Raw genomic sequence first — 24,073 nt, 5'->3', positions numbered from 1 at the left:
ATGGCTTCGACTGTTGCTGTCGGCAAGCCTGCTGCGGGCAAACCCGCCGCGGGCAAACCCTCACGCGGCGGCCGCTGGTCGCCGTGGCTGTTCGCCTTGCCCGCCCTGGTGGTGTACGTCGCGTTCCTGGTGTACCCGGCGTTGTCCTCACTGTTCTTCAGCCTGACGAACTGGGACGGTCTGAGCTCGACGTACGAGTTCGTCGGGCTGGACAACTACCTGAAGCTGCCGCAGGACCCGGTCGTGGTGACCGCGGTCCGGAACAACCTGATCTGGACCGTGGTCACGATCGCCGTCCCGACGGTGATCGGTCTGCTGCTGGCGATCGCGCTGAACGGCAAGGTGCACGGCAAGCCGATCCTGCGGCTGATCTTCTACACGCCCGCGGTGCTTCCGCTGGTGTCGATCGCGAGCATCTGGGGCTGGCTGTACAACCCGCAGTACGGCGCGATCAACTCGTTCCTGCGCATGATCGGACTGGACGGACTCGCGACCGCCTGGCTCGGCCAGGACTCGACCGCGCTGTGGGCCGTGATGGTGCCGGCGATCTGGTTGCGCACCGGGTTCCCGATGCTGCTCTACCTGGCCGCGTTGCAGGGGATCCCGAACGAGCTGTACGAGGCCGCGACCGTCGACGGTGCGACCCGGTGGCAGCAGTTCTGGAACGTGACGATGCCCGGTCTGCGGCCGGCGCACTACATCGTTCTGGCGCTGTCGCTGATCGACTCGTTCAAGGTCTTCGACATGATCTACGCGATGACGTACGGCGGTCCCGGTACGTCGACCCAGGTGATGGGAACGTGGATGTACTTCAACGTCTTCCAGTACTACCAAGCCGGCTACGGCACCGCGATCGCAGTGGTCATCACCCTGGTCGCCATCGCCGTGGGTATCCCGTACGTCCGCTCCCAGACGAGGGAGGCCTCATGACGGCATTAGCTCCGGCACAGGTCACCGCGACCCCGCCGCAGTCTGACGGTGAGTCCGGTAGCTCGGCGCCGAAGGGGCGCCGCGGGCTGGTCCTGACCTTTGTCTTGCTCGTAGTCGCGTTGTTCTGGATCTCGCCGCTGGCGCTCCTGGTGATCACCGCGATCCGCCCGCTGTCGGACTTCATCGGCAACGGTCCGCTCTCCTGGCCCGAGCAGTTCACCTGGTCGAACTTCAAGGACGCGTGGGGCATCGGCAACTTCGCCGCGACGTACAAGAACAGCGCGATCCTGGCGCTGATCAAGGTGCCGCTCGGGGTGCTGATCTCGGCGATGCTCGGGTTCGCGCTGGCCAAGCTGCGGATGAAGTTCCGCAAGACCGTGATGTTCGCGGTGTTCCTCGGACTGACGATCCCGATCTACATCGCGATCGTGCCGGTGTTCATCATGATGCGGCAGGCCGGTGCGACCGACAGCATCTTCGGGCTGATCGGGCCGTACCTGGCCTTCGGCATCCCGTTCGAGGTGCTGGTGCTGCAGTCGTTCTTCCGGCAGATCCCGGACGAGATCATCGAGGCCGCGAAGGTGGACGGTGCCGGAGACTGGCGGGTGTTCTTCACGATGATCCTGCCGCTGTCGGTACCGGCCCTGGTCACGGTGGCGATCCTGGACGCGGTCGCGACCTGGAACGAGTTCCTGTTCGCGCTGATCCTGCTGAACTCCGACGCGAACAAGACCATCCCGGTCGGCCTGCTGAACTTCCAAGGCCAGTTCGCCAACAACAACACCGGCCTGGCGGCGGGCATCCTGATCGCCGTGGTGCCGATCCTGATCGCCTACACGCTGCTGCAGCGCTGGATCGTCGGCGGCCTCACCGCCGGCTCGCTCAAGGGCTGACCGCCGTACACCCCGCCCCACCTCTAGGAGAAACTCATGACTGACATGCCGGTTTTCGGCGCTGGTATCTGGCACTTCGCGACCTACAAGGACCGTTACGCCACCGACGGGTACGGCGAACCGGTCGGGCTGCTCGAGCAGATCGACAAGGCGGGTGCCGTCGGCGATCTGTCGGTGGTCGACCTGAACTGGCCGTTCGCCGGGTACGACGGGACGCTGGACGAGGTGAAGGCCGCGCTGCAGCGGAACAACCTCAAGGCGATCGCGATCACGCCGGAGATCTACACCCGTGACTTCGTCAAGGGGTCGATCACCAACCCGGATCCGAAGGTCCGGCAGCAGGCGCTCGAGCTGCTCAACGACGCCACCGAGCTGGCCAAGGACCTGGGCTGCTCGTACGTGAAGCTGTGGCCGGGCCAGGACGGCTGGGACTACCCGTTCCAGGTGAACTATCACGACATCTGGAACCTTGCCCTGGACGGCCTCAAGGAACTGGTGTCCGCGCACCCGGACATCAACTTCGTGATCGAGTACAAGCCGCGCGAGCCGCGGGTGAAGATCATCTTCCCGAACGTCGCCCGGACGCTGCTCGGGATCGAGAAGATCGGCCTGCCCAACCTCGGCATCCTGCTCGACTTCGGCCACTCGTTGTACGGCCAGGAGACGCCGGCCGACGCGGCGCAGCTGGCGATCGACTACGGCCGGCTGTTCGCGATCGACGTCAACGACAACCTGCGCGGCTGGGACGACGACATGGTGGTCGGCTCGGTCCACCTGGTCGAGACGTTCGAGTTCTTCCACACGCTGCGCAAGAACAACTGGGACGGCGTCTGGCAGCTCGACCAGTTCCCGTTCCGCGAGGACAGCGTCGAGGCCGCCAAGCAGGCGATCCGCTTCCTCAAGGCGGTCCACCACGCGCTCGACGTACTGGACGAGGACGCGCTCGCGGCGGCGCAGGCCTCCCACGACGCCCTCGCCGCGCAACGCCTGGTGCAGAAGGTCCTGCTGAGTTCGATGGCGGATCTGGCATGACGCTGACCCAAGAGCACACGACGATGCCCGTGCTCGGCCGGCTGCCGATTCACAGCAGTAGGGCCGAGCAGATCGTGCACATCGCCGAGGCTGCCAAGCAGATCCGGATCCAGGACCTCAAGCTGGTTCACCACGCCGGCGCGGGGCACATCGGCGGTGACTTCTCCGCGATCGACATCCTGGCCACGCTGTACGGCGCGGTGCTCGACATCACGCCCGACACGGTGCACGACCCGGAGCGGGACCGGTTCATCCTGAGCAAGGGCCATGTCGCCGGGGCGCTGTACACCACGCTCGCGGCATTCGGGTTCCTGCCGGTCGAGGAGCTGGCGACGTTCCTCAAGCCGTTGTCCGCGCTGAACGGGCACCCGAACCGGAACAAGGTGGCCGGCGTCGAGGCCAACACCGGCCCGCTCGGGCACGGCCTCCCGGTCGCGGTCGGGCACGCGCTGTCGGCAAAACTCGACGTCTCGCTGCGCCGTACCTATGTGCTGGTCGGTGACGGCGAGCTGCAGGAGGGCTCGAACTGGGAGGCGATGATGGCGGCCTCGCAGTACCAGCTCGATCGGCTGACCGTGATCGTCGACCGGAACCGGCTGCAGCAGGGCGCGACCACCAAGGAGACCAACGACCTCGACCCGCTGCCGGAGAAGGCGGCCGCGTTCGGGTTCGCGGTGGTCGAGGTGAACGGGCACGACCACGGCGAGCTGCTGGACGTGCTGTCGTCGGTACCGTTTCGGCCCGGCAAGCCGACGTTCGTGATCGCCCACACGCACAAGGGCCACCCGATTTCGTTCATGAGCAACAACGTCGCCTGGCACCACCGGGTGCCGGACGCGGCGGAGTTCCAGCAGGCGCTGACCGAGCTGGAAACGGTTGTTCCCGGATATGCCAAGGAGCCGGCATGACAGCTGTACAGACCCCGTCGATCGCCGATCGGCCCAGGTACGACTGCCGGGACGCCTACGTCGCGACGCTCGCCGAGCTGGCCGAGGCGGACCACCGGATCGTTGGCGTCGTCAACGACTCGGTCGGGTCGAGCAAGCTGAACAGCTTCCGCAAGGCGTTCCCGGACCGGCTGATCAACGTCGGGATCGCCGAGCAGGACATGGTCGGGGTGGCCTCCGGGCTGGCCAACGGCGGCCGGATCCCGTTCGTGTCGGCGGCGTCCTGCTTCCTCACCGGGCGCGCGCTCGAGCAGATCAAGGCCGACGTCGCGTACTCGAACACCAACGTGAAGCTGTGCGGGATGAGCCCGGGCGTCGCGTACGGCGAACTCGGGCCGACGCACCACTCGATCGAGGACATCGCCTGGCTGCGCGCGATCGCGAACATGACCGTGATCGTGCCGGCCGACCCGATCGAGACCGCCGCCGCACTGCGCTGGGCCGCCGCCTCCCAGGGGCCGGTGTTCATCCGGGTCAGCCGGATGAGCGTGCCGCAGGTTTATGGCGACGACTACGAGTTCCGGATCGGCCAGGCGATCACGGTCCGCGCGGGCGACGACGTCACGCTGATCAGCAACGGAACCGTGTTGTGGCGGGCGCTCGCCGCGGCCGAACAGCTCGAGGCGGAAGGGATCTCGGCCCGGGTGCTGTCGATGCCGACCGTGAAACCGCTGGACGTCGACGCCGTGGTCGCGGCCGCGCGGGAGACGGCCGGCATCGTGACCGCCGAGGAGGCGGTGCCGGGCGGCGGACTCGGCGGCGCGGTGGCGGAAACCGTCGTACAGCACCACCCGGCGCGGGTGACGATGCTGGGGATCGACGAGTTCGCGCCGACCGGGTCGGCCGGTTACCTGCTGGACCGCTACGGCCTCTCGGCCGACGGCATCGCCGACGCCGCCCGCAAGCTGCTCAACCCGTCGAAGCTGCTCAGCCCAGGTAGCTGACCAGATCGGCGATCGAGATCATCGCGAAGCCATGAGCGTCGGCGAACGTCCGCAGGTCCGCACCGGTCATCAGGGTGCCGTCGTCGTTCATGAGCTCGCCGATCACCCCGACCGGCGGCAGGCCGGCCAGGCGGACCAGCTCGACAGTCGCCTCGGTGTGGCCGGGCCGCTGCCGGACACCGCCGTCGACGGCCCGCAGCGGCAGGATGTGGCCGGGCCGGATCAGGTCCGCGGGTTGCGCCGAGGGATCGGCGAGCACGCGAACGGTCCGCGCCCGGTCGGCCGCGGAGATACCCGTGCCGACGCCGGTGGCCGCGTCCACCGACACCGTGTACGCCGTCCGCAGGCTGTCCTGGTTGTCGGGCACCATCAACGGCAGCTCGAGCCGATCGAGCACTTCGGACGCGGCCGGCGCGCAGACGTAGCCGCTGGTGTACCGGACGAGCAGGGCCATCAACTCGGGGGTCGCGAGGCTCGCGGCGAACGTGAGGTCGCCCTCGTTCTCGCGGTTCTCGTCGTCGACGACCACGACCGGGCGTCCCGCGGCCAGCTCCGCGACGGCGTGGTCGACGGTGTCCAGCTGAGGTGCGATCTTGGTGACGGTGTTCACGGTCGGTGTCCTCTCGGCAGCGCACTGAACGGCACTCCGGGGCAACGACACGCTCCACGCCTGGTCCGACCTCGCGACCGGGACGTGCAGCTGTCACGTGCGTCTTCCCATCCGGACTTTCACCGTCGGTCCCGGAGTTCCACCGGGTCAACCGCTCCTCCTCGCGGAGTCACGGGTCGCGGACTGTCACCGCCGGCTCGGAATTTCACCGACCCCAGAGCACGTGTGTTCTTTCCAGCCTCAGCTTAACCGCATCCAGCCTTCCAGGAGTGTCATGTCCATCTCATCTCTCCGCTCATCCGTCTGGCGTGAAGTCGAGCTCGTCGCCACCGGTGAGGCGGTCGAGTTCGAGCACGACAGCGGTCTCGTGCTGCGGCGGCCAACGTTCGACGACGGTGACGCGCACCGCAAGGTCCGCTTCGCGGCGCCGCTGGCCGGGCGGTGGCGCTGGGCGAGCGGCTCCGAGTCCGGCGAGTTCGACGTGTCACCCGCGCCCGACGGCGAAAGCAATCCGTTCTACGCGCACGGCTTCTGGAAAATGTCACCCGGCGGCCGCAGCCTGGTCCACGCCGACGGCACCCCGGCACTCCTGGTCGCGGACACCGCCTGGGCGCTGCCTTGGCGCGCCACACCCGACCAGGTCCGGGAGTACGCCGCGGACCGCAAGTCCAAAGGCTTCAACGCGGTCCTGTTGATGACCGTGCAACCCGACATGCGGGCGGTCGGGCCCCGCGACCGCACCCAGGACGAAGGGTTCGGCGTCGGCTTCGAGGACCTCCCCGACGGCCGTCTGACCAAGCTGAACGTCGAGTACTTCCAGTACCTCGACGAGCTGCTCGCGATCCTCGTCGACCACGGCATCGTCCCGGTGCTGCAGCCCGTGTTCCACGGCTTCGGCTGGAAGGGCCTCGACGTCGCGGGCACCGTCGTACCGCCGGCGGAGTACGCCGCGTACTGCCGGTATCTCGTCGCGCGGTACGGCGCGCGGCCGGCGATCTACCTGGTCGGCGGCGACGGTACGGGGACCGAGCCGCAGACCGCGGCCGGTGGCGCCGAGGTCCACGCGATCGACTGCTACGCGCAGCCGACCGGCATCCACTACCGGCCGCACATCCACGCCAACGCCCATCAGGACGCCGACTGGCTGGACTTCCAGTGGTGCCAGACCGGTCACAACGGCGAACACGTCCAGGAGCGGGTCGCGGACATGTGGCGCAACCAGCCCGTGAAAGCGGTCGCGAACGGCGAACCGACGTACGAACACACCGGGCGGACCGGCGTCGCCGAGGGCTGGTGGCAGGGCCACGAGGCGTGGAGCAACCTGTGCGCGGGCGGCACGATGGGCGTCGTCTACGGTGCCGGCAGCCTGTGGCAGTGGCGGTTGCATCCGGACGAGCCGGGCCACCCGGAGTACTTCGTCGCGCCGGGCGCGGGCTGGCGCGAGGCACTCGGCTTCGAGGGATCGACGTACGTCGGCCTGCTCGGGAAGATCCTGGCCGGGCTGCCGACAACCGACATGGTGCCGGACTGGACCCGAGCGATCTCGGGTCGTGCGTTGACCCTGCCGGGCGGTGGCCTGATCGTGTACCGGGAGCACGGCGGGCCGGTGATGGTCTTCGACGACACCGTTCCGCTGGGCTACACGATCGTCGATCCGCGCGACGGTTCGGTGGTCGCGACCGGGAAACGCGAGGCCGCGGACCGTCCGCTGCCGGACGCGGGCGGGGCGCCGCGGGTCTACATCTGCCTATAGTCCTTCTCGTCGCCGCAGTGATACCGGAGTGAAGGGGGTTCCGTGAACAGCAACCGCGCAGTGCGCCGGCCCGGGCTGGACGAGCTGCGGCTGCTCGCGAAAGTGGCCCGGATGTACCACGAGAAGGGCATCCGGCAGCCGCAGATCGCAGCCGAGCTCAACCTGTCCCAGGCGCGCGTGTCGCGGATGCTGAAGCAGGCCGTGGATGTCGGCATCGTACACACGGTGGTAACGATGCCGAGCGGCGTCCACAGCGACCTCGAGGACGAGCTGCAGGGCAAGTACGGGCTGCGGGACACGGTCGTCGTCGACACGCTCGGCGTCGGGGACGACGTACTGCCCGCGCTCGGCTCGGGCGCGGCGGCGTACCTGGACATGACGCTGACCGGCGGCCACGTGGTCGGGATCTCGTCCTGGAGCGAGACGTTGATCGCCGCCGTCGACCGGATGCCGCGCAAGAGCGTCCCGGTGGTCGACAAGGTGGTCCAGATCGTGGGCGGTCTGGGTGACGCCGCAGTACAGATGCAGGCCACCCGGCTGACCGCGCGGTTCGCCGAGCTGACCGGTGGGATGCCGGTCTACCTGCCCGCGCCCGGCCTGGTCGGGACGCCCGCGGTGCGCCGGGCGATGATGAACGATGTGTCCGTTCGGGACGTTCTGGGCACCTGGGGACAGCTCACCGACGCCCTGGTCGGTATCGGCAGCCTCGAGCCCTCGCCGCTGCTGCAGCGCAGCGGCAACGCGGTCGCGGAGGCCGACCAGGACGAGCTGCGCCGGCTCGGAGCCGTCGGGGACGTGTGTTTCCGGTTCTTCGACGAAGAGGGAAAGCTCGTGCGTTCGACGTTCGACCAACGGGTCATCGGGGTGACCGCGAAGGAGTTGCTGGCGGTGCCACGCCGGATCGGCGTGGCCGGCGGCGAGCGGAAGTACTCCGCGATCCGCGCCGCCCTCCTCGGCGGCTGGGTGAACATCTTGATCACCGACCTGGCGATGGCCAATCGTCTGCTCGATGGAGCCTGACGAGCAGCGGGAGGTCTACGCCACCATCGACCTGGCGTTGCGGGTCGGTGAGGTGCTGCTGTCCAGCGGCGCCGGGACGGCGGATGCCACCGCGACAATCCTCGGGGTGACCGCGGCCGGCGGGCTGCGCGGGTGCGAGGTGGACATCACGTTCACGTCGATGGCGGTCTCGTACCAGGCCGCGCCGGACGTGGCACCGGAGACGCACATCCGGCTGGTCCGGTACCGCTCGCAGGACTTCTCCCGGCTGACCGAGGTCGATCGGCTGGTCCGGCGCCTGGCCCGCGGCGACCTGACCCGCGAGGAGGCGTCCCGCGAACTCGCCCGGATCACGTCGGCGGGCCCGCCGTACCCACGGTGGAGCTCGCTGCTCGGCTGGGGCGGCATGGCCGGCGGCGCCACGCTGCTGCTCGGCGGCGGCTGGCTGATCACCCTGATCGCGGTGCTGACCGCGGTCGTGATCGAGTCGAGCAACCGATGGTTCAGCCGCCAGCGGCTGCCGGCGTTCTACCAACAGGTGATCGGCGCGTTCGTGGCAACCGCCGTCGCGCTCGGTCTGTACGCCGTCCACGCGCCGGTGAAACCATCGCTCGTCGTTGCCGCAGGCATCATCCTGCTGCTGGCCGGAATCGCCCTCACCGGTGCGGTCCAGGACGCCATCACCGGGTACTACGTGACCGCCGCGGCCCGGTTGCTCGAGGCGATGCTGCTGACCGGCGGCATCATCGCCGGCGTCTCACTCGGCCTCTCGCTCGCGGTGAAGTTCGGGATGCGCGTGGGCGTCGAGCCGCAGACCGTCCAGCTGGCGAACCTGCCGATCATGGTGCTGTCCGGCGCGGTGATGGCGGTCTCGTTCGCGTATGCGACGTACGCACCGCTGCGGGCGCTGCTGCCCGTCGCCGTGATGGGCGCACTCGCCTCGCTGGTGTTCACGCTGATGACGCGCGCGTCCTTCGGCCCGGCGTGGTCCACGGCCGCTGCGGCCTTCGTCGTCGGCCTCGGCGGGTACTCCGGTGGCCGCCGGACCGGCGTACCGCCGCTGGTCGTGGTCGTCGCCGGGTCGATCCCGTTGCTGCCCGGACTGACGATCTACAAGGGCCTCTACGAGCTGATGAACGCCGGCCAGGTGGTCGGCATCGTGAGCCTGACCACCGCGGTCGCGATCGGCGTCGCGCTCGCCTCCGGGCTGATCCTCGGTGAGTACGTCGCCCAGCCGATCCGCCGCGAGGCGCGCCGCCTCGAGGACCGCCTGGCCGGTCCGCGGCTGGTCGGCCCCCGCCGTCCGATCCGGCGCCGGACCGGACGCACCACCCGTACCACCAGGCGCCGCCGCCGAGCCGCGTAGCCGCCGGTTGTCGCTGTGGGTGTGGTTTACTGCCGTTTGGTGCGATTCCACGGTGTGACGGTTGGACTTTGATCCAGGCCCGTCGGCTTCGCCGCGAGGCGGAGTGACCCGGTGCGACCGGGGCCACGCGGTGATACCCCGCTTCAGCTCGGACCTCGCGTCCCTGGCCCATCGTGAGTTGGTGGAGAGCGAAGCATGTTCACAGGACGAATTGAGCACGTCGGGACCGTCGCCGGAATCCAGGGCGACCTGCTGCGGGTGACGTCGGACGTCCCCGTCGATCCGGGCGGTGCGGTGTGCCTCGACGGCATCAGGTTCACCGCGGAGCCGGCGCCGCTCGGCGAGATCCACGTGGTCGTCACCGACGAGACCAAACGCCGGACAACGCTGGACCGGATCGCTGTCGGTGCGACGATGCACGTCCAGTTGCCGGTGGCGATCGGCGAGCGCATCGACGGCCACCTGGTCCAAGGGCACGTCGAAGGCGTCGGCAAGATCCTGCGGGTGGACGTGGAGCCGGGCGGGCAGCGCGTCTGGATCAAACCGCCGGAACGCCTGCTGGCCCGCCTGGTGGCGAAAACCTCGGTCGCGATCGACGGTGTCAGCGTGACCGTGGCCGAATTGCTGAAGGACCGGTTCTCGGTCGTCCTCGTGCCGAACACACTCGCGAAGACGAAGCTCGGTGCGCTGGTCGCGGGGGATCGGGTCAACCTCGAGAGCGACCTGCTGGTGCGAATGGCGCGCGATCAGCACGGTCCCGAGCTGATGCGTGCGGTCGCGCGGCTGCCGTGGGCCGGACACCTCAGCGGTGAGATCGGTGTCCAGAAGGTGGTCGCGCAGATCGCTGCCGGCGGTGGAGTGGTCGTCTGGGATCCCACCGCGGAGGGCGAAGGCGATGTGGTGTTCGCCGGCGAGCGGTTCCGTCCCGAGGCGATGCGGTTCCTGCTGACGCAGGCCTGCGGTCACACCACGATCCCGTGCGACGCCGACGTACTGCGCCGGCTGAAGATCGACCCCATTCCGGGGCGAAGGCGACCGCCAGGGTACGGCGATGCATGTGCCAGTCGACCTTGCGTCGGCGCCGGGGACAGGGGTGTCGGCCGCCGAGCGCGCCGCGACCGTACGGCGGTTGGCGTCGCCGGATGCGGCGCCCGAGGACTTCCTTCGGCCGGGGCACGTGTTCCCGCTCGCGGCCCGCCCCGGGTTGCTGTCCGAGCGCCGCGGGCACACCGAGGCGACCGTTGCCCTGTGCAAGGCCGCAGGTCTCGCGCCCGTCGGCGTCTGCTGTGAGGTGATGCGTCCGGATGGCGTGATGGCCGGTGCCGCGGACCTCGAACAGTTCGCGCTCCGCTGGGAGCTGCCGATGATCGACATCCACGACCTGGCCCGATGGTTGTGAAAGGCAACGCGCTGTACGACGATCCCGCCTTCCTGGACGGCTACCGGCGGCTGCGTCGATCGGGCCGGGCCCTCAATGAGCCGTTGGAGATTCCCGCGATGACCGCGGCCCTTCCGCCGGTCGCCGGGGCGCGCGTGGTGGATCTTGGCTGCGGTGAAGGCGACCTGGCGGTTCGGCTCGCCGAGGCGGGGGCCGTGGACGTGCTGGCGGTCGACGCGTCGGAGCGGATGCTGGCGGCGGCACATCCGCATCCGCGGGTCCGGTACCGGCGCGCCGACTTCGCCGACTTCGACGTACCGCATGAGTCGGTGGAACTGGTCGTGAGCAGTCTGGCGCTGCACTATGTGGAGGATTTCGACGATCTGGTGGCACGGGTCGCGCGCTGGCTCGTGCCGGGCGGGGCGTTCGTGTTCACGATCGAGCATCCGATGGTGACGGCGCCGGTCGTGGCCGCGGACTGCGTGGTCGACGACTACGCGGACGAGGGGCGGCGCGAGCGGACCTGGTTCGTCGCGGGCGTGGTGAAGTATCACCGGACGATCGGGACCGTCGTGACCACGCTCCGCCGGCACGGCCTGTGGGTCGAGCGCCTCGACGAGCCCGTGCCGACCGCCGAACATGTTGCGGCCCACCCCGAACTCGCCATCCACCGCCGCCGCCCGCCGATCCTCCTGGTCGCCGCGCGTGCGTTAGAGTTACCGACTGGAAACATCGGCGGACCGCCGGAGCAGCCCGGCGGGCACCGCACCGACCTGGGTTGAGCGGGGCCGACGAGGAGGATCGACGTGGCACTGGGTAGGACGTCCCCACGGGACCTGCCGCTGTTCGCGGATCTGTCCGGACGCGAGATCAGGGAGATTTTCCGTGCGGGTGAAGAGGTGTCGGTACCGGCCGGCTGGTCGCTGATCCTCGAACAGACGCCGCCGGACGCGGCGTACCTGATCCTCAGTGGCACCGCGGCGGTCCGGGAGAAGGGCGTGGAGATCGCTGAGCTCGGCCCGGGGGACATCGCCGGTGAGGTCGCGGTCCGGAAGAACACGTTGCGGACGGCAACCGTCACCGCGAAGTCGCGGCTGCAACTGCTGCACTTCACCCGGGAGAAGTTCGACGACCTCACCCGCCGGCTGCCGGCGTTCCGGGACGCCATCGACGCCACCATCGCCGAGCGCCGCGGTGGTTCCTGAGCCGGAGCGGGTGGTCGATCTCGCGAGTATGCAGCGCGAGTTCGAGCGGACCCTGCTGGGCGGCGAGCGGAAGTTCACCCGGATCCAGGTGGCCGAACGGGCCGGGATCTCGATCGAGCGGGCCGAGCGGATGTGGCACGCGCTCGGATTCGCGACCGTGCCCGACGACGAGATCGCCTTTACCGATGACGACGTCGAGGCGCTGCGGCTGGTCGTGGCGCTCGAGGACGACGGGTTCATCGAGGCGTCGGTGGAGTCCTCGCTCGCCCGCAAACTCGGCCAGACGCAGTCCCGGCTGGCGTCCTGGCAGTCGGCGATGTTCCTGGACTTCCTCGCCGGGTCGAAGCTGTCCGCGGACGAGGCGATCGAGGTCGCCGGATTGTTGCTGCCGGCCATGGAACGGCTGCAGACCTACGCCTGGCGCCGGCACCTGGCGGCCGCGGCCGGCCGGGCCATGGCCGGTTCGGACGAGCTCGCCCGCGGCATCCGGGCGGTCGGCTTCGCGGACATCGTCAGCTTCACCCGGCTGACCCGTCGGCTGAGCGAGACCGAGCTGGGTGAGCTGATCGAGCGGTTCGAGGGCACGGCCGCCGACGTGGTCGCGCTGAACGGCGGCCGGGTGATCAAGTCGATCGGCGACGAGGTGCTGTTCGTGGCCGACACCGCCGCCGAGGGCGCCGCGATCGCACTCGCGCTGCAGGATGCGGTGAACGCCGACGAGAGTCTGCCGGAACTGCGGATCGGGCTCGCGTACGGCACGATCCTGATCCGGCTCGGGGACGTCTACGGCGAGGTGGTGAACCTGGCCGCCCGACTCACCACCGAATGCAAACCCGGCCGCGTCCTCGGCGACCGCGAACTCGCGGCCGCCCTGGACGGTCACCCGGACTACAGCACCCACCGATTGCGGCGGGTCGCCGTCCGCGGCTATCGGCACCTGGTCCCGTATGCGATCCAGCGCGCGGACTAGGGCCGGTGTGTCACTTCGACAGGACGTGTCTGCAGATCCTGGTCTTTTACAGGGTGAGGTGCGCTGCGAGGGCGAGCCGATCGGCGGACACGTCCTGTTGAGCTGACACGCGTGACATACCGTGGCGTGCGTGCGCGAGATCAGGACGCCGGCTGAGCTGAGGCAGGCGAGTGGGGATTCGATCGTCGAGTGGGCGGCTCAGGGGTTCGGTCCCGGAGTCCGGGTGTGGGCGTCGGGTGCCGCGGTGGCGGTCGCTTCACCGAAGGTGTCGAAGCACGACCGGTTGGCTGTGGTCGGGCCGGTGGACGATGCGGTGCGGCTGACGACCGAGGTGCTCGCCGAGGTCGGGTCGTCGTACCGGCCGTTCGGCGAGGAGCGCCTGATGCGGGAGTTGGCGGCGCGGGTTCCGGGTCTGCGGTTCTCCGCGGCCTTCGGCTGGATGGACGCGGACGAGCCGCCGTCGGTGACGACAGCGGCTGCTTGGCTGGACGGCGGCGACGGCGTCGAGGCCTTGCTCGCGGAGGCCTCGCCCACGTCGTACGCGTGGCCCGGACATCCCGGTGTACGGCGATGGGCCGCGGTGACCGGTGAGCGCGGGCAGCTGCTGAGTGTCGCGGCGGATGCGTGGAGTGCGCCCGGCGTCGGGTTCCTGGCCGGGGTCGCCACGCATCCTGTTGCCCGGGGCAAGGGGCTGTCGCGGCAGGTGTGCGGGTTCGTCACCGCCGAGCTGGTGAAGCGGCACGGACGGGCGGCGTTGATGGTGGACGGCGAGAACGCGGCCGCGATCGCGGTGTACCGGCGTCTGGGCTACACCTATCGGCGGGTTGCGGCCGCGTCGCTCGCGCACGTGTCCTGAGTCACCTCGTCGGCTTGACGGTGAGGGTCACCCCGGGCGTCGACTTCCCGGTCGGCGCTGCGGGTGTCGGGGTCGGCGTCGGACTGACCGACGTCGTGGCGACAGGGGCGGGTGGCGGCGTGAACGGCGCCGTCGTTGTGTCCTTGCACTTGTCCGGGTCGTCCGCCAGATAGTCGCCGTTCTCGTCCGGCGTGACGACGGCCTGCGGGAACACATTGCTCGACGTGTCCACCGGCCGCTTCCGGAAATTGGCCGCACAGTCCTGCAGCGGCAGGCTGATCGGCATCCCGTCCTGGTCGTACAGCCGGACCGAGAGCTGGTTGCCCTGGGCATCGAACGGGTAGATGTTCGTGACCGGGTTCCCGTTCAGGGTGAGGCCGTCGGGCGGATAGTAGTTCGACCTGTCGTCGCGGCCGTAGTTGTTCAGGAAGCCGAACGACGCACCGGCGTACGCCGCGGCCAGGAACGCGGGGACGACGACCGCCGCGACCACATTGAGCGGTACGACGTACCACAGCCAGCGCCGGTCCTGCTGAGTGCGGCGACCGATCCACACCGACAGCGCGGCGCCCGCGATCGCGCCGACCACGGTCACCGACATCGCCCCGAACAGCGCGAAGAATCCGCCGGCGCCGATCATGCCGCGCACGACCCACCAGACCGGCTGGCCGATCGTCACCAGTTCGTGCCGCACGTTGTCGGGAATCTGGTCGATCCAGCCCCGGATCGCCGCGGCGCCCCGAGCGCCCCGCGGAGTGTCCAGGACGATCCGCGGGTCGTTGTCGCGCAAAGCCCGCAGCCCGAGCGTGGACGCCGCGAACAGCACACCGAACCCGACCACGCCGAAGAACGCGGTCAGATCGTGCGACCAGGCGAAGATCGCGACCGCGACGAAGAACGGGCCGACGGTCGCGGCGATCAGGCCCCAGACCAGGGCCCGTCCGGCCGCCTTGAGCTGATCCTCGCCGGCGGGCTCGGTGCGGGCCGGGTAGCCGGCCGCGGTCCGCAGTTCGTCGGCGTACTGCCGTGGTGTCCCGAGCCTGTTCTGCAGGTCGCCGAAGGAGGGACTGTCGCCGAGCTCGCCGGCCACTTCGCTGAGATGGTCGGTGACATCCTGGAGGACGTCCTCGAGTTCGCCGGGCGGCAGATCGCTGAGCTCGGCACGCACCTGCGTCAGGTAGCTCGCGACCGCTCCGGTCAGGGTGCTGTTCACGCGGCCTCCTTCTTCGACAGCAGTACCGACATCGTGTCGGCGAAGTGGTTCCAGGTCTTGGCGGATTCGGCGAGCAGTTCGTGGCCGCGCTTGTTCAGCCCGTAGTACTTGCGGTGCGGGCCTTCCTCGCTGGGTTGCACGTACGACGTCAGCGCCCCGGCCTGGAACAGCCGCCGCAACGTCCCGTACACCGACGCGTCCGCCACATCCTCGAGCCCCGCCGCCCGCAACCGGCGCAACACGTCGTACCCATAACCGTCTCCGTCCCGCAGCACCGCCAGCACCGCGAGATCCAGCACCCCCTTGAGCAACTGGCTCGTATCCACACCCACCTCCACTGTTCCGCCACGAACACTACTACACATTGCGGAGTACTACACCAAACCCCATCCGCCGAGTCGTGGATTTCGGCGGCCGCCAACCACCAATCGCCACGACTCGGCGGAGGTCGTGGGAGCCAATCGCCACGACTCGGCGGACGGAGGGCGGGTGCGACGGGTTTGCTTTGTCGGGCGGGCGCGGGGTCGCAGGTCAGGCGGCGTAGCTGCGGCGGCGGTAGGTGGCGAGGTCTTCGGTGATGCGGGCCACGACTGTCTGCGGGGCCTGGAGGACGTCGTACGCCGTGACGAGCCGGAGCAGCCAACCTTCGCGCTCGAGGTTCTCGCGACGGCGGATGTCGTTGCGCCATTGGCGCGGGTCCGCGAGGTGATGCCGGCCGTCGTAGTCGATGCCGAGCTGACGGTCGGGGTAGCTGAGGTCGAGGGTGGCGAGCCAGCCGCCACCGGAGTCGTTGACGACGTGGCCGATCGTCGGCTCGGGCAGTCCACCCAGGACAAGGACCATCCGCAGCCTCGATTCCATCGGGGAGTCCACGCCGGCCCGCACCAACCTGGCCGCCGCACGCGCCAGTCGTACGCCGCGGACGCCGATCGCGGCCGCTGACGCTTCGACGAAATCCGTCGGCTCGGCGGCGGTTCGGCGTACGAGTGCGTCTCCCGCCGCGACCAAGTCCGGAAGATCGTGGTACGGCGCGAGATCGAGGAAGGTCCGCGCAGGAGACGTCAGCGGCAGTTCGGCGGGCGACTCCTGGTCGAGATGTTGGACCTCGTGCACGCGGAGCCCTTGCACGCGTGGCAAGGTCAACCGTGGATTGCGTTGGACGGTGACATGGACGACGTCGCCGGCGCGATGGTCGCCGGTCCACAGGCTCAACGCGGTCTGATGGCTTACGACGGCGCCGGGCGTCAGCATCAACGCAGCTGTGGCCTGCAGTTGCGGGGTGACGGTCACAGCTGCGTCGACGTACACGGGGCCGAGCACGCGGCGGTACGCCGGTCCGCGGAGCACGCCACGCGATAGCCCCGCGGCACGTGCCTCCGCAACCGTGAACAACATCTACTCATTGTCCCGAGTTCGCCGATCTCGCGGCGCGCGTTGTCCACAGCCCGCCGAGTCGTGGCGATTGGCTCTCGACCCTTTCGCCGAGTCGTGAATTTCGGCTGTTGTCAGCAGCCAATCCTCACGACTCGGCGAGCCGCCGAGCCGAACCGGGTGCTCGGGTCAGTTCTTCGGGTCGTGGAGGTTGGGGCGTTGGGTGGGGGTGGTGATGCGGACCTCGATGGACTGAGGTTTCGTCGGGGCGGTCACGCGGCCGGCGGAGACGGGGATGTTGAGTTTGCTGGCGGCCAGGTCGATGTCGATGGTGGCGCCGGTGTCGTTGGGGCTGGTCCACTCGGTGTCGGACAGCGTGACGGCGAGGCCGATGACGCGGCCCTTGGGGATGATCTGGTCCTGGGCGCGCAGCGGAACGGTCACGGTGGTCCATTGGCCGGGCTTCAGCGGGGTCGGCTTGGAGAGCGACTTGCTGTGCGCGGCGTCGATCCACCCGCGGCTGACGATGCCGTGGTCGCTCTGGGCGGTGAGCTTCTCGACGGTGTAGTAGCAGCTGTCGTCGTAGTCGGTGCTCGATCCTTCGCAGGTGCTTTCGTCGGTACGGCGGATGCCGGTGTACCGCTCCGCCTCGCCGTACTCGATGAGTCGCGCGGTCACCGGTGTGGTCGTCGAGTCGGACTTCAACCGGAGCGTGACCGACGGCGTACCGCTGATCCGCAGCGGCGCGGTCAGTGGTGCGGACAAGAACATCTGCCGGCCCGCGATCACGTCGGTCGGATCCGCGACGATCTCGTCTTCGCTGAGGTCCGGGTCGTCGGTGATCGTCACCGAACCCTTGCCTGCGGCACCTAGTTTGCCGGCCGCCAGCGGAACCGGGATCGGGCGGTTCACGGCCGGCCAGGTGCGGTAGTTCTTCCACACGTCGGGCGCGGTCTCGACCGAGACCATCGGCTCCTTCAGCACACCGTTCTGCAGGCCCTGCAGCCAGTAGTCGAACCACTTGTGCAGCTCGTCGACCCACTCGTCACGCCGGAACTCGAACGGGTCGACGTGGTCCTCGAGGCCGAGCCACAGCTTGCGTGGCACGTTGTTGCGGGACAGTGCCGACCACCACTGCGAGAAGTGGTTGGTCTGCACGTTGTAGTCGCTGAGGCCGTGGGTGATGAAGACCGACGCCTTCACCTTCGACGCGTCCTTGGTGTAGTCGCGCTCGGCCCAGAACGACGTGTAGTCGCCGGTCTCGTCGTCGTCGTTGTCGCCGAGCTCGCCGCGGACCTCGTCGCAGGCGGCGCTGTCGTGGCCGACGTACCCGGCGAGCCAGGGCATGTAGTCGTCGGAGTACGGGACGCCGCCGGAGCGGGTGTAGTCGTACCACGACGAGATCGCCGAGATCGGCACGATCGTCTTCAGGCCGCGGACGCCGGTCGCCGCGACGCCGTTCGCCAGCGTGCCGTCGTACGACTTGCCGATCATGCCGACCGCGCCGGTGCTCCAGGTCGCCTGCACCGGTTGGCCGTCCGCGGTGTGTGCGGTGTTGCGGCCGTTCAGCCAGTCGATCACGTCGACGACGGACTGGATCTCGTCGCGGCCGCCGACGTCGCCGCAGCCGGTCGAGCGGCCGGTGCCGACGATGTCCACACCGACCATCGCGTATCCGCGCGGAACGAAGTAGTTGTCGTAGTACAACGGCATCTTCCGGATCACGCCGTTGCCGTCGTACGTCTTCTTCTCGCTCTCGTTGCCGCGTCCGCAGCAGGAGTAGTACGGCGAGGCGTCCATGATGACCGGGATCTTGGTGCCGGCCAGGGCAGGTTCACTCGGACGGACGATGTCGACCGCGATCGTGTCGTTCTCGCCGTCGGAGTCGGTGTCCATCGTGGTGTCGACGTACACCGACTCGCGGATCGCGTCCGCGTAGTCGTACACCGGCTCGGTGCTCTTGGCGCGCGTGTCGACGTGCTGCGGCACGCTCGGCGCGGCCTGGGCCGGCGCGCCGGGTCCGTCCGGGACCGGCGCAGCCACGGCGGGTACGACGAGGGTCGTCAGGCTGAGCACGGCGGACGAGACCAGGATCGTCACCCTGGCGTGGACGGTCCTCATGGCTGGGAAGGCTAGTCACTCGCGCGCCGCAGCGCCAGGTTCTGCCGATATTGGTAGCGACCTGCCCGATACTGAGCGTGCAGGCGGTGTCTCGATCCTGCCAGTTCGGTAGGGTGACCGCCACCGCCCCGGGGGACGCACGAAAGGGTAGGCCATGAATCTGCGAGCACCGGTCACATTGCTGGACGTGGCGCAGCGTGCGGGGGTGTCGGTCGCGACCGCCTCCCGCGTGCTGAACGGCGGGGACCGGATTCCCCGCCCGGAGTTGCAGGAACGGGTGAAGGCCGCGGCCGACGAGCTCGGTTACACGCCGAACGCGCAGGCCCAGGCGCTGGCCAAGTCGTCGACGAACGTGGTCGGCATTCTGGTGCACGACATCGAGGACCCGTACTTCGCCGCGATCGCGAACGGCGTGATGCGTGCCGCGGACGAACGCCACCTGCTGGTGATGATGGCCAGCACGTTCCGCGATTCCGAGCGTGAGATCGCCTACCTGTCGTCGTTGCGCGCGCAACGGGCCCGGGCCGCCGTGATGATCGGTAGCCGGCGCACCGACGGCGAGAGCCTCGAGCGAATGGCGCACGAGGTGCAAAGCTTCCTCGACTCCGGTGCCGGCCTCGCCCTGGTCAGCCAGTCCGGGATGCCCGCGCACACCGTCGAGCCGGACAACCGGACGGGTGCCGCGGACCTGGCGCGTGAGCTGGCCGGGCTCGGCTGGCGCAAGTTCGCCGTACTCGGCGGGCCGGAGACGCTCGCGACCGCACGCGATCGGCGCGACGGGTTCGTCGCCGGACTGGCCGAGGCGGGGTTGGAGCCGGTGGCGATCGAGACCGGCGCGTTCACGCGGGACGGTGGGTACGCCGCCGCGGAGGAGCTGCTCGACCGCGGCGGCGTACCCACCGTCGACTGTGTGTTCGCGGTGAACGACGTGATGGCCGTCGGCGCGATGTCGGCGTTCCGTACCCGTGGTGTCGACGTACCGGGCCGGCTCGGTGTCGCCGGGTTCGACGACATCGCGACGCTGCGGGACGTGTGGCCGGGACTGACGACCGTACGGCTGCCGCTGGAGCAGATGGGGCGTCGTGCGCTGGAGCTCGCGATCGAGGGCGGCGAGGCGACGACCGAGACCTTCAAGGCCGAGGTGGTTCTGCGGGAGAGCACCGCCCGCGGCTGAGCACGCTGTCGCCTTTATGCTCGCGAGGTGACCGTTTCCGAGATCTTCGACCCGTCGGCCTGGAAGCCGGTGGACGGCTTCGAGCTGACCGACATCACCTACCACCGCGCGGTCGACGCCGGCGTGGTCCGGGTCGCGTTCAACCGCCCCGAGGTGCGCAATGCGTTCCGGCCGCAGACCGTCGACGAGCTGTACCGGGTGCTCGATCACGCGCGGATGTCGACCGACGTCGGCTGCGTGCTGCTGACCGGCAACGGTCCGTCGCCGAAGGACGGCGGCTGGGCGTTCTGCTCGGGCGGCGACCAGCGGATCCGCGGCAGGGACGGCTACAAGTACGCCGAGGGGACGACCGCCGACACGATCGACGCGGCGCGGGCCGGGCGGCTGCACATCCTCGAGGTGCAGCGGTTGATCCGCTTCATGTCGAAGGTGGTGATCTGCGTGGTGCCGGGCTGGGCCGCCGGTGGCGGGCACAGCCTGCATGTGGTCGCGGACCTGACGCTGGCGTCCGCCGAGCACGCGCGGTTCAAGCAGACCGACGCGGACGTGGCGTCGTTCGACGGCGGCTTCGGGTCGGCGTACCTGGCGCGGCAGGTCGGGCAGAAGTTCGCGCGGGAGATCTTCTTCCTCGGCGAGGAGTACTCCGCCGAGGACGCGTACCGGATGGGCATGGTGAACAAGGTCGTCCCGCACGCCGAGCTCGAGGCGGTGGCGCTGGAGTGGGGCAAGAAGATCTGCGCGAAGTCGCCGACCGCGCAGCGGATGCTGAAGTACGCGTTCAACCTGATCGACGACGGGCTGGTCGGGCAGCAGTTGTTCGCCGGCGAAGCCACCCGGCTCGCCTACGGCACCGACGAAGCCGCCGAGGGGCGCGACGCCTTCCTGGAGAAGCGGTCGCCGGACTGGTCGCCGTACCCCTACGCTTTCTAACACTCCTGCGTGATTAGTTAGCAGAAAATGGTGCGCGAACTGCTGACAGTTCGCGGTAGATCACTTACGGTCGGGCGTTATGACCAATCTCTCCCGCCGTGGGTTGCTCGCTGGTGCCGGTGCTGTGATCGCTGCCGGGGCCGTGGGTGTGCCCGCCTCCGCCCATCCGTCCACCCTGACCCCGACTCGGCGGTTCGCGCTCGCCGGGCCGGGTGGTGAGTTGTTCCGCGAGAAGCCGCTCGCGGAAGTCACCGTGATGCAGTCGATCGCCTTCGACAACGCCAACCAGCGGCTGTTCGCCGGGCAGCTGCGCGGCGGGGCGCCATCGAGCAGTGGCGACCTGACGCTGACCCAGCTGACGCTCGCCGGCGACGTGGTCGGCCACATGTACCTGAACGGGTTCGGCCACGCGGTCTCGATCGGTGCCGAGTCCGTCGGGCGTACGACGTACCTGTGGACCGAGACCGATGTCGACACCACGAACGCGCGCGGTCAGCAGATCGCCCGGTTCCGCTGGCAGAACGGCGCGACGCTGACCAAGGACTCACCCGGTCTGCGGAGCTGGAAGCCGGTCGCGGACGGCAGGGTGTTCACGCCGTCGGTGGATCAGCGGCACGGCCGGATCGGTATCCGGCACAATCTGCCCGACGGGTTCCACATCAACGTGTACGCACTGACCGCGGCGCGCGCCGGTGACTTCTCGCGGCCGCTCGCGTCGTTCAAGCAGCCCGCGATGACGGCCGGTATCGACTTCCAGGGCTGGGCGCTGTACGGCTCGTACGTCTACCTGTGGGAAGGCGAGAAGCACCTCGGCGAGCTCGACCCGGCCACGGCGACGTCGAAGCTGTGGGCGTACGACATCACCAAGGGCGAGGTCGTCGAGTCCGTGAAGATCCTCGACGGCCCGGACCTCCTCTACCGCGAAGCCGAGGGCGTCGGCGTCCACATCGACCGGTTCGGCCACCCGCGCCTGTGCTTCGGCTTCGCCTCCGGCGAAACCGGCGCCCGTCGCGCGAACCTGTTCTATCGCAGCGCATTGGTGTAGCCGTTGGTTGCCGCCGGCACCGTCATGGTGGCCGGCGGCAAGCACATCCTCGGTTGTGGGGAAGACCTACTGAGCGACCTACTGGGCGACCTACTGGGCGACCTACTGGACGACCTACTGGACGACTTACTGGGCGACGCCGTACAGGCGGTCGCCGGCGTCGCCGAGGCCGGGGACGATGTAGCCCTTGTCGTTCAGATGTGAGTCCATGCCGGCGATGACCAGGTTGCAGGGAACGTCCAAGTCGGTCAGTTCGCGTTCGACGCGCTCGACGCCCTCGGGCGCGGCGAGCAGGCAGATCGCGGTGATGTGGTCGGCGCCGCGGTCGACCAGGAACTGGATCGCCGCCGCCAGGGTCCCACCGGTGGCGAGCATCGGGTCGAGCACGTAGCACTGGCGCCCGGACAGGTCCTCGGGCAGCCGCTCGGCGTACGTCGACGCGGTCAGCGTCTCCTCGTTGCGCACCATGCCGAGGAAGCCGACCTCGGCGGTCGGCAGCAGTCGGGTCATCCCCTCGAGCATGCCGAGACCGGCCCGCAGGATCGGGACGACCAGCGGCTTCGGCGCGGCGAGCTTCACGCCCTGCGCCGCCGCGACCGGTGTCTGCACGGTGATCGGGCCGGTCCGCACGTCCCGGGTCGCCTCGTAGGCGAGCAGCGTGACGAGTTCCTCGGTCAGCCGCCGGAACGTGGGTGAGTCCGTGCGTTCGTCACGCAAGGCGGTGAGTTTGTGGGCGACGAGCGGGTGGTCCACGACGAGGATCTGCATAAGCCCGAACGGTACCGTCGGCGATTCGGCGCCGGGAAGCGCGCCCGCTGCGACACTGGAAAGGTGTCCGTTCTCTGGGCACGGGAGTCTGCCCTGTCGCCCCCCAGGGAGTGGCCCGATGACGGAGAAATCGCCCGAGCAGCAGGACCGGTTGCGGCGCCGCGCGGAGTTCCTCCGGGAGCGTGAGGAGGCACGGGCGCTCTGGGACCGGATCGCACCCCGGCGAGCGCGCGTGCGGCAACTCCGCGAAGCGATGCGCCGGGCGACGTACCACCACTGATCACTCGAGCTGGGCGGTGGCAGACGGAATCGATGCGGCAACGAGATCGCCTGGAGCGCCGGAGTCTGCGACGATGACCCGGTGTCAGACCCGGGAGGGCCGATGAGCGCGGACCTGGATTTCGCGGTGGCTGCGTACGCCGAGGACGGGCACTGGACCGTCACGCCGTTGGTACTGCGCGGTGAACCCGACCTGTCGGCGCTGGTGTCCGCGCTGCGCCGGTATCCGGGCGAGACCGGCGTCCTCGGCATGGTGTCGGTCGACGAGGACTTCTTCGTGCTGGTCCGGGTCGAGCGCGGCCGCGCCCGGCTGCTGATCTCCGACGTCACCGCCGCGACCGAGTGGCCGCTGGCCAAGCAGGTCGTCGACGAGCTCGACATTCCGCTCGCCGATGACGACGACGAGCAGGTCCCGGCCGGCGACCTGACGATCGTCGCGGACCTCGGCATGGCCGCGATGGACCTCGGCGCGCTCTGCGACGACGTCGACCTGCTGCCGGAGGAAATGCTCGAGGAGATCGCCGAGACTCTTGGGTTCGGCAACCAGTTCCACGACGCGGTGGAAGCCGTTGGCTAGCCCGTTGCTGCGACAGGCCTGGTCGCGGCTGATGGTGCAGGCGCTCGAGGAGGCCGAGCGGGCGTTGCCCGACGTACCGATCGGGGCGCTGGTGGTGAACGCCGACGGCGAGATCATCGGCCGCGGTCACAACGAGCGGGAGGCGACCGGCGACCCGACCGCGCATGCCGAGATCCTCGCGATCCGGGCGGCGGCCCGGCAGGTCGGCGAATGGCGGCTCACCGGCTGCACGCTGGTGGTCACGCTGGAGCCCTGCACGATGTGCGCCGGGGCGATCGTGCTGTCCCGGCTGGACCGGCTGATCTTCGCGGCGTACGACGAGAAGGCCGGCGCAGTGGGGTCGCTCTGGGACGTCGTCCGGGACCGCCGGCTGAACCATCGGCCCGAGGTGGTCGGCGGCGTGATGGCCGACGAGGCGGGTGCTCGGCTCCGCGATTTCTTTATCGGCCACAGATCTTGATAGTGTCTCCGGCGGTGGCGTGTCCGAGCGGCCGAAGGAGCGCGCCTCGAAAGCGCGTGACGGGCAACCCCCGTCCGAGGGTTCAAATCCCTCCGCCACCGCCATTTGCCGGGATGGTCACGCACGGAGTGTGGGACCATCCCAGCAAATATCAAGTGCTGTGGGATTTGGGAGGAGCCTGCGACGGTTCCCTCCGCCACCGCCAAAACCGCCCCTCGGGGCGGCAGTGAGACCGGAGACCCTGATGCTGTG

Annotated in this window: 25 protein-coding genes, 1 tRNA gene, 1 pseudogene and 1 riboswitch; of the genes and pseudogenes, 21 read left to right on the top strand and 6 right to left on the bottom strand. The window is 69.2% G+C overall.

What is annotated here, in order from left to right:
• From AB0B82_RS08140 to AB0B82_RS08120, 5 genes are read left to right on the top strand one after another with little or no spacing between them, the layout of a single operon-like run.
• Positions 1 to 930, top strand: coding sequence for a sugar ABC transporter permease (locus tag AB0B82_RS08140; RefSeq protein WP_360163965.1), 930 nt, complete (start codon positions 1 to 3; stop codon positions 928 to 930).
• Positions 927 to 1,823: a carbohydrate ABC transporter permease gene (locus AB0B82_RS08135; RefSeq protein WP_360163964.1), complete on the top strand. Its 897-nt coding sequence runs from the start codon at positions 927 to 929 to the stop codon at positions 1,821 to 1,823. Before AB0B82_RS08140 ends, AB0B82_RS08135 begins: the two co-directional genes overlap by 4 nt.
• Before the next feature lie 36 nt (positions 1,824 to 1,859).
• Entirely contained in the window at positions 1,860 to 2,855 is a 996-nt protein-coding gene (locus AB0B82_RS08130; RefSeq protein ID WP_360163962.1) for a TIM barrel protein, read from the top strand.
• On the top strand, positions 2,852 to 3,763 hold the full coding sequence (locus AB0B82_RS08125; protein ID WP_360163960.1) for a transketolase: 912 nt from the start codon (positions 2,852 to 2,854) through the stop codon (positions 3,761 to 3,763). Before AB0B82_RS08130 ends, AB0B82_RS08125 begins: the two co-directional genes overlap by 4 nt.
• Positions 3,760 to 4,746, top strand: coding sequence for a transketolase C-terminal domain-containing protein (locus AB0B82_RS08120; protein ID WP_360163958.1), 987 nt, complete (start codon positions 3,760 to 3,762; stop codon positions 4,744 to 4,746). Before AB0B82_RS08125 ends, AB0B82_RS08120 begins: the two co-directional genes overlap by 4 nt.
• Here AB0B82_RS08120 and ribB read toward each other — a convergent pair.
• On the bottom strand, positions 4,730 to 5,356 hold the full coding sequence (ribB, locus tag AB0B82_RS08115) for a 3,4-dihydroxy-2-butanone-4-phosphate synthase (RefSeq protein ID WP_360163956.1): 627 nt from the start codon (positions 5,354 to 5,356) through the stop codon (positions 4,730 to 4,732). The genes AB0B82_RS08120 and ribB overlap by 17 nt on opposite strands.
• Before the next feature lie 93 nt (positions 5,357 to 5,449).
• Positions 5,450 to 5,583: riboswitch (FMN riboswitch) on the bottom strand.
• A 47-nt stretch (positions 5,584 to 5,630) separates the two neighbouring features.
• Here ribB and AB0B82_RS08110 point away from each other — a divergent pair.
• From AB0B82_RS08110 to AB0B82_RS08070, 9 genes and pseudogenes are all read left to right on the top strand, one after another.
• Complete coding sequence (locus tag AB0B82_RS08110) at positions 5,631 to 7,109, top strand: DUF4038 domain-containing protein (protein WP_360163954.1); 1,479 nt, start codon at positions 5,631 to 5,633, stop codon at positions 7,107 to 7,109.
• A 42-nt stretch (positions 7,110 to 7,151) separates the two neighbouring features.
• Positions 7,152 to 8,129, top strand: a complete 978-nt coding sequence (locus AB0B82_RS08105) for a sugar-binding transcriptional regulator (protein WP_360163952.1) — start codon at positions 7,152 to 7,154, stop codon at positions 8,127 to 8,129.
• On the top strand, positions 8,119 to 9,474 hold the full coding sequence (locus AB0B82_RS08100) for a threonine/serine exporter family protein (RefSeq protein ID WP_360163950.1): 1,356 nt from the start codon (positions 8,119 to 8,121) through the stop codon (positions 9,472 to 9,474). Before AB0B82_RS08105 ends, AB0B82_RS08100 begins: the two co-directional genes overlap by 11 nt.
• A gap of 195 nt (positions 9,475 to 9,669) precedes the next feature.
• Positions 9,670 to 10,434: pseudogene (locus AB0B82_RS08095) on the top strand (3,4-dihydroxy-2-butanone 4-phosphate synthase); the annotation flags it as partial.
• Between the two features lie 91 nt (positions 10,435 to 10,525).
• Positions 10,526 to 10,873, top strand: a complete 348-nt coding sequence (locus AB0B82_RS08090; protein WP_360163948.1) for a 3,4-dihydroxy-2-butanone-4-phosphate synthase — start codon at positions 10,526 to 10,528, stop codon at positions 10,871 to 10,873.
• Complete coding sequence (locus tag AB0B82_RS08085) at positions 10,864 to 11,634, top strand: class I SAM-dependent methyltransferase (RefSeq protein ID WP_360163946.1); 771 nt, start codon at positions 10,864 to 10,866, stop codon at positions 11,632 to 11,634. Before AB0B82_RS08090 ends, AB0B82_RS08085 begins: the two co-directional genes overlap by 10 nt.
• 24 nt (positions 11,635 to 11,658) lie before the next feature.
• Positions 11,659 to 12,057: a cyclic nucleotide-binding domain-containing protein gene (locus AB0B82_RS08080; RefSeq protein WP_360163944.1), complete on the top strand. Its 399-nt coding sequence runs from the start codon at positions 11,659 to 11,661 to the stop codon at positions 12,055 to 12,057.
• On the top strand, positions 12,047 to 13,027 hold the full coding sequence (locus tag AB0B82_RS08075; protein ID WP_360163942.1) for an adenylate/guanylate cyclase domain-containing protein: 981 nt from the start codon (positions 12,047 to 12,049) through the stop codon (positions 13,025 to 13,027). Before AB0B82_RS08080 ends, AB0B82_RS08075 begins: the two co-directional genes overlap by 11 nt.
• A gap of 130 nt (positions 13,028 to 13,157) precedes the next feature.
• On the top strand, positions 13,158 to 13,883 hold the full coding sequence (locus tag AB0B82_RS08070; protein ID WP_360163940.1) for a GNAT family N-acetyltransferase: 726 nt from the start codon (positions 13,158 to 13,160) through the stop codon (positions 13,881 to 13,883).
• Between the two features lies 1 nt (position 13,884).
• Here AB0B82_RS08070 and AB0B82_RS08065 read toward each other — a convergent pair whose 3' ends face one another.
• From AB0B82_RS08065 to AB0B82_RS08050, 4 genes are all read right to left on the bottom strand, one after another.
• The gene (locus AB0B82_RS08065) at positions 13,885 to 15,096 is read right to left on the bottom strand and encodes a hypothetical protein (RefSeq protein ID WP_360163938.1); all 1,212 of its coding nucleotides are present in this window, start codon (positions 15,094 to 15,096) and stop codon (positions 13,885 to 13,887) included.
• On the bottom strand, positions 15,093 to 15,422 hold the full coding sequence (locus tag AB0B82_RS08060) for a PadR family transcriptional regulator (RefSeq protein WP_360163936.1): 330 nt from the start codon (positions 15,420 to 15,422) through the stop codon (positions 15,093 to 15,095). The genes AB0B82_RS08065 and AB0B82_RS08060 overlap by 4 nt, the downstream gene beginning before the upstream one ends.
• Before the next feature lie 205 nt (positions 15,423 to 15,627).
• The gene (locus tag AB0B82_RS08055; protein ID WP_360163934.1) at positions 15,628 to 16,491 is read right to left on the bottom strand and encodes a hypothetical protein; all 864 of its coding nucleotides are present in this window, start codon (positions 16,489 to 16,491) and stop codon (positions 15,628 to 15,630) included.
• 165 nt (positions 16,492 to 16,656) lie between these two features.
• Positions 16,657 to 18,588: a Xaa-Pro dipeptidyl-peptidase gene (locus AB0B82_RS08050; RefSeq protein WP_360163932.1), complete on the bottom strand. Its 1,932-nt coding sequence runs from the start codon at positions 18,586 to 18,588 to the stop codon at positions 16,657 to 16,659.
• Positions 18,589 to 18,742: 154 nt separating this feature from the next.
• On the opposite strand from AB0B82_RS08050, the gene AB0B82_RS08045 reads away from it, so the two are divergent.
• The 3 genes from AB0B82_RS08045 (at position 18,743) to AB0B82_RS08035 (ending at position 21,737) form a co-directional block, all read left to right on the top strand.
• Positions 18,743 to 19,762 (top strand): LacI family DNA-binding transcriptional regulator, encoded by a 1,020-nt coding sequence (locus tag AB0B82_RS08045; protein ID WP_360163930.1) that lies wholly within the window; start codon positions 18,743 to 18,745, stop codon positions 19,760 to 19,762.
• A 27-nt stretch (positions 19,763 to 19,789) separates the two neighbouring features.
• On the top strand, positions 19,790 to 20,692 hold the full coding sequence (locus tag AB0B82_RS08040) for a 1,4-dihydroxy-2-naphthoyl-CoA synthase (protein WP_360163928.1): 903 nt from the start codon (positions 19,790 to 19,792) through the stop codon (positions 20,690 to 20,692).
• Positions 20,693 to 20,771: 79 nt separating this feature from the next.
• Complete coding sequence (locus tag AB0B82_RS08035; RefSeq protein WP_360163926.1) at positions 20,772 to 21,737, top strand: hypothetical protein; 966 nt, start codon at positions 20,772 to 20,774, stop codon at positions 21,735 to 21,737.
• 126 nt (positions 21,738 to 21,863) lie between these two features.
• On the opposite strand, the gene upp is transcribed toward AB0B82_RS08035, so the two are convergent.
• On the bottom strand, positions 21,864 to 22,505 hold the full coding sequence (upp, locus tag AB0B82_RS08030) for a uracil phosphoribosyltransferase (RefSeq protein WP_360163924.1): 642 nt from the start codon (positions 22,503 to 22,505) through the stop codon (positions 21,864 to 21,866).
• 118 nt (positions 22,506 to 22,623) lie between these two features.
• Here upp and AB0B82_RS08025 point away from each other — a divergent pair, with 118 nt between their 5' ends.
• The 4 genes from AB0B82_RS08025 (at position 22,624) to AB0B82_RS08010 (ending at position 23,925) form a co-directional block, all read left to right on the top strand.
• Positions 22,624 to 22,785, top strand: a complete 162-nt coding sequence (locus tag AB0B82_RS08025; RefSeq protein WP_360163922.1) for a hypothetical protein — start codon at positions 22,624 to 22,626, stop codon at positions 22,783 to 22,785.
• Positions 22,786 to 22,887: 102 nt separating this feature from the next.
• The gene (locus AB0B82_RS08020) at positions 22,888 to 23,361 is read left to right on the top strand and encodes a tRNA adenosine deaminase-associated protein (RefSeq protein ID WP_360163920.1); all 474 of its coding nucleotides are present in this window, start codon (positions 22,888 to 22,890) and stop codon (positions 23,359 to 23,361) included.
• Between the two features lie 31 nt (positions 23,362 to 23,392).
• Positions 23,393 to 23,821 (top strand): nucleoside deaminase, encoded by a 429-nt coding sequence (locus AB0B82_RS08015; protein ID WP_360164149.1) that lies wholly within the window; start codon positions 23,393 to 23,395, stop codon positions 23,819 to 23,821.
• A 13-nt stretch (positions 23,822 to 23,834) separates the two neighbouring features.
• Positions 23,835 to 23,925, top strand: a tRNA-Ser gene (locus AB0B82_RS08010).
• The last annotated feature ends 148 nt before the right edge of the window (positions 23,926 to 24,073 follow it).

Source organism: Kribbella sp. NPDC048915 (assembly GCF_040649595.1).
In the GTDB taxonomy this organism is placed as follows: Bacteria; Actinomycetota; Actinomycetes; order Propionibacteriales; family Kribbellaceae; genus Kribbella.
The sequence above is the reverse complement of the archived record's forward strand: the minus strand, read 5'-3'. Positions and strand labels throughout refer to the sequence as shown.

Coding starts and splice junctions, on each gene's coding strand:
- AB0B82_RS08140 (WP_360163965.1), top strand. CDS start 1: ATGGCTTCGACTGTTGCTGTCGGCAAGCCTGCTGCGGGCAAACCCGCC.
- AB0B82_RS08135 (WP_360163964.1), top strand. CDS start 927: ATGACGGCATTAGCTCCGGCACAGGTCACCGCGACCCCGCCGCAGTCT.
- AB0B82_RS08130 (WP_360163962.1), top strand. CDS start 1,860: ATGACTGACATGCCGGTTTTCGGCGCTGGTATCTGGCACTTCGCGACC.
- AB0B82_RS08125 (WP_360163960.1), top strand. CDS start 2,852: ATGACGCTGACCCAAGAGCACACGACGATGCCCGTGCTCGGCCGGCTG.
- AB0B82_RS08120 (WP_360163958.1), top strand. CDS start 3,760: ATGACAGCTGTACAGACCCCGTCGATCGCCGATCGGCCCAGGTACGAC.
- AB0B82_RS08110 (WP_360163954.1), top strand. CDS start 5,631: ATGTCCATCTCATCTCTCCGCTCATCCGTCTGGCGTGAAGTCGAGCTC.
- AB0B82_RS08100 (WP_360163950.1), top strand. CDS start 8,119: ATGGAGCCTGACGAGCAGCGGGAGGTCTACGCCACCATCGACCTGGCG.
- AB0B82_RS08090 (WP_360163948.1), top strand. CDS start 10,526: ATGCATGTGCCAGTCGACCTTGCGTCGGCGCCGGGGACAGGGGTGTCG.
- AB0B82_RS08085 (WP_360163946.1), top strand. CDS start 10,864: ATGGTTGTGAAAGGCAACGCGCTGTACGACGATCCCGCCTTCCTGGAC.
- AB0B82_RS08055 (WP_360163934.1), bottom strand. CDS start 16,491: ATGTTGTTCACGGTTGCGGAGGCACGTGCCGCGGGGCTATCGCGTGGC.
- AB0B82_RS08050 (WP_360163932.1), bottom strand. CDS start 18,588: ATGAGGACCGTCCACGCCAGGGTGACGATCCTGGTCTCGTCCGCCGTG.
- AB0B82_RS08045 (WP_360163930.1), top strand. CDS start 18,743: ATGAATCTGCGAGCACCGGTCACATTGCTGGACGTGGCGCAGCGTGCG.
- AB0B82_RS08035 (WP_360163926.1), top strand. CDS start 20,772: ATGACCAATCTCTCCCGCCGTGGGTTGCTCGCTGGTGCCGGTGCTGTG.
- upp (WP_360163924.1), bottom strand. CDS start 22,505: ATGCAGATCCTCGTCGTGGACCACCCGCTCGTCGCCCACAAACTCACC.
- AB0B82_RS08025 (WP_360163922.1), top strand. CDS start 22,624: ATGACGGAGAAATCGCCCGAGCAGCAGGACCGGTTGCGGCGCCGCGCG.
- AB0B82_RS08020 (WP_360163920.1), top strand. CDS start 22,888: ATGAGCGCGGACCTGGATTTCGCGGTGGCTGCGTACGCCGAGGACGGG.
- AB0B82_RS08015 (WP_360164149.1), top strand. CDS start 23,393: ATGGTGCAGGCGCTCGAGGAGGCCGAGCGGGCGTTGCCCGACGTACCG.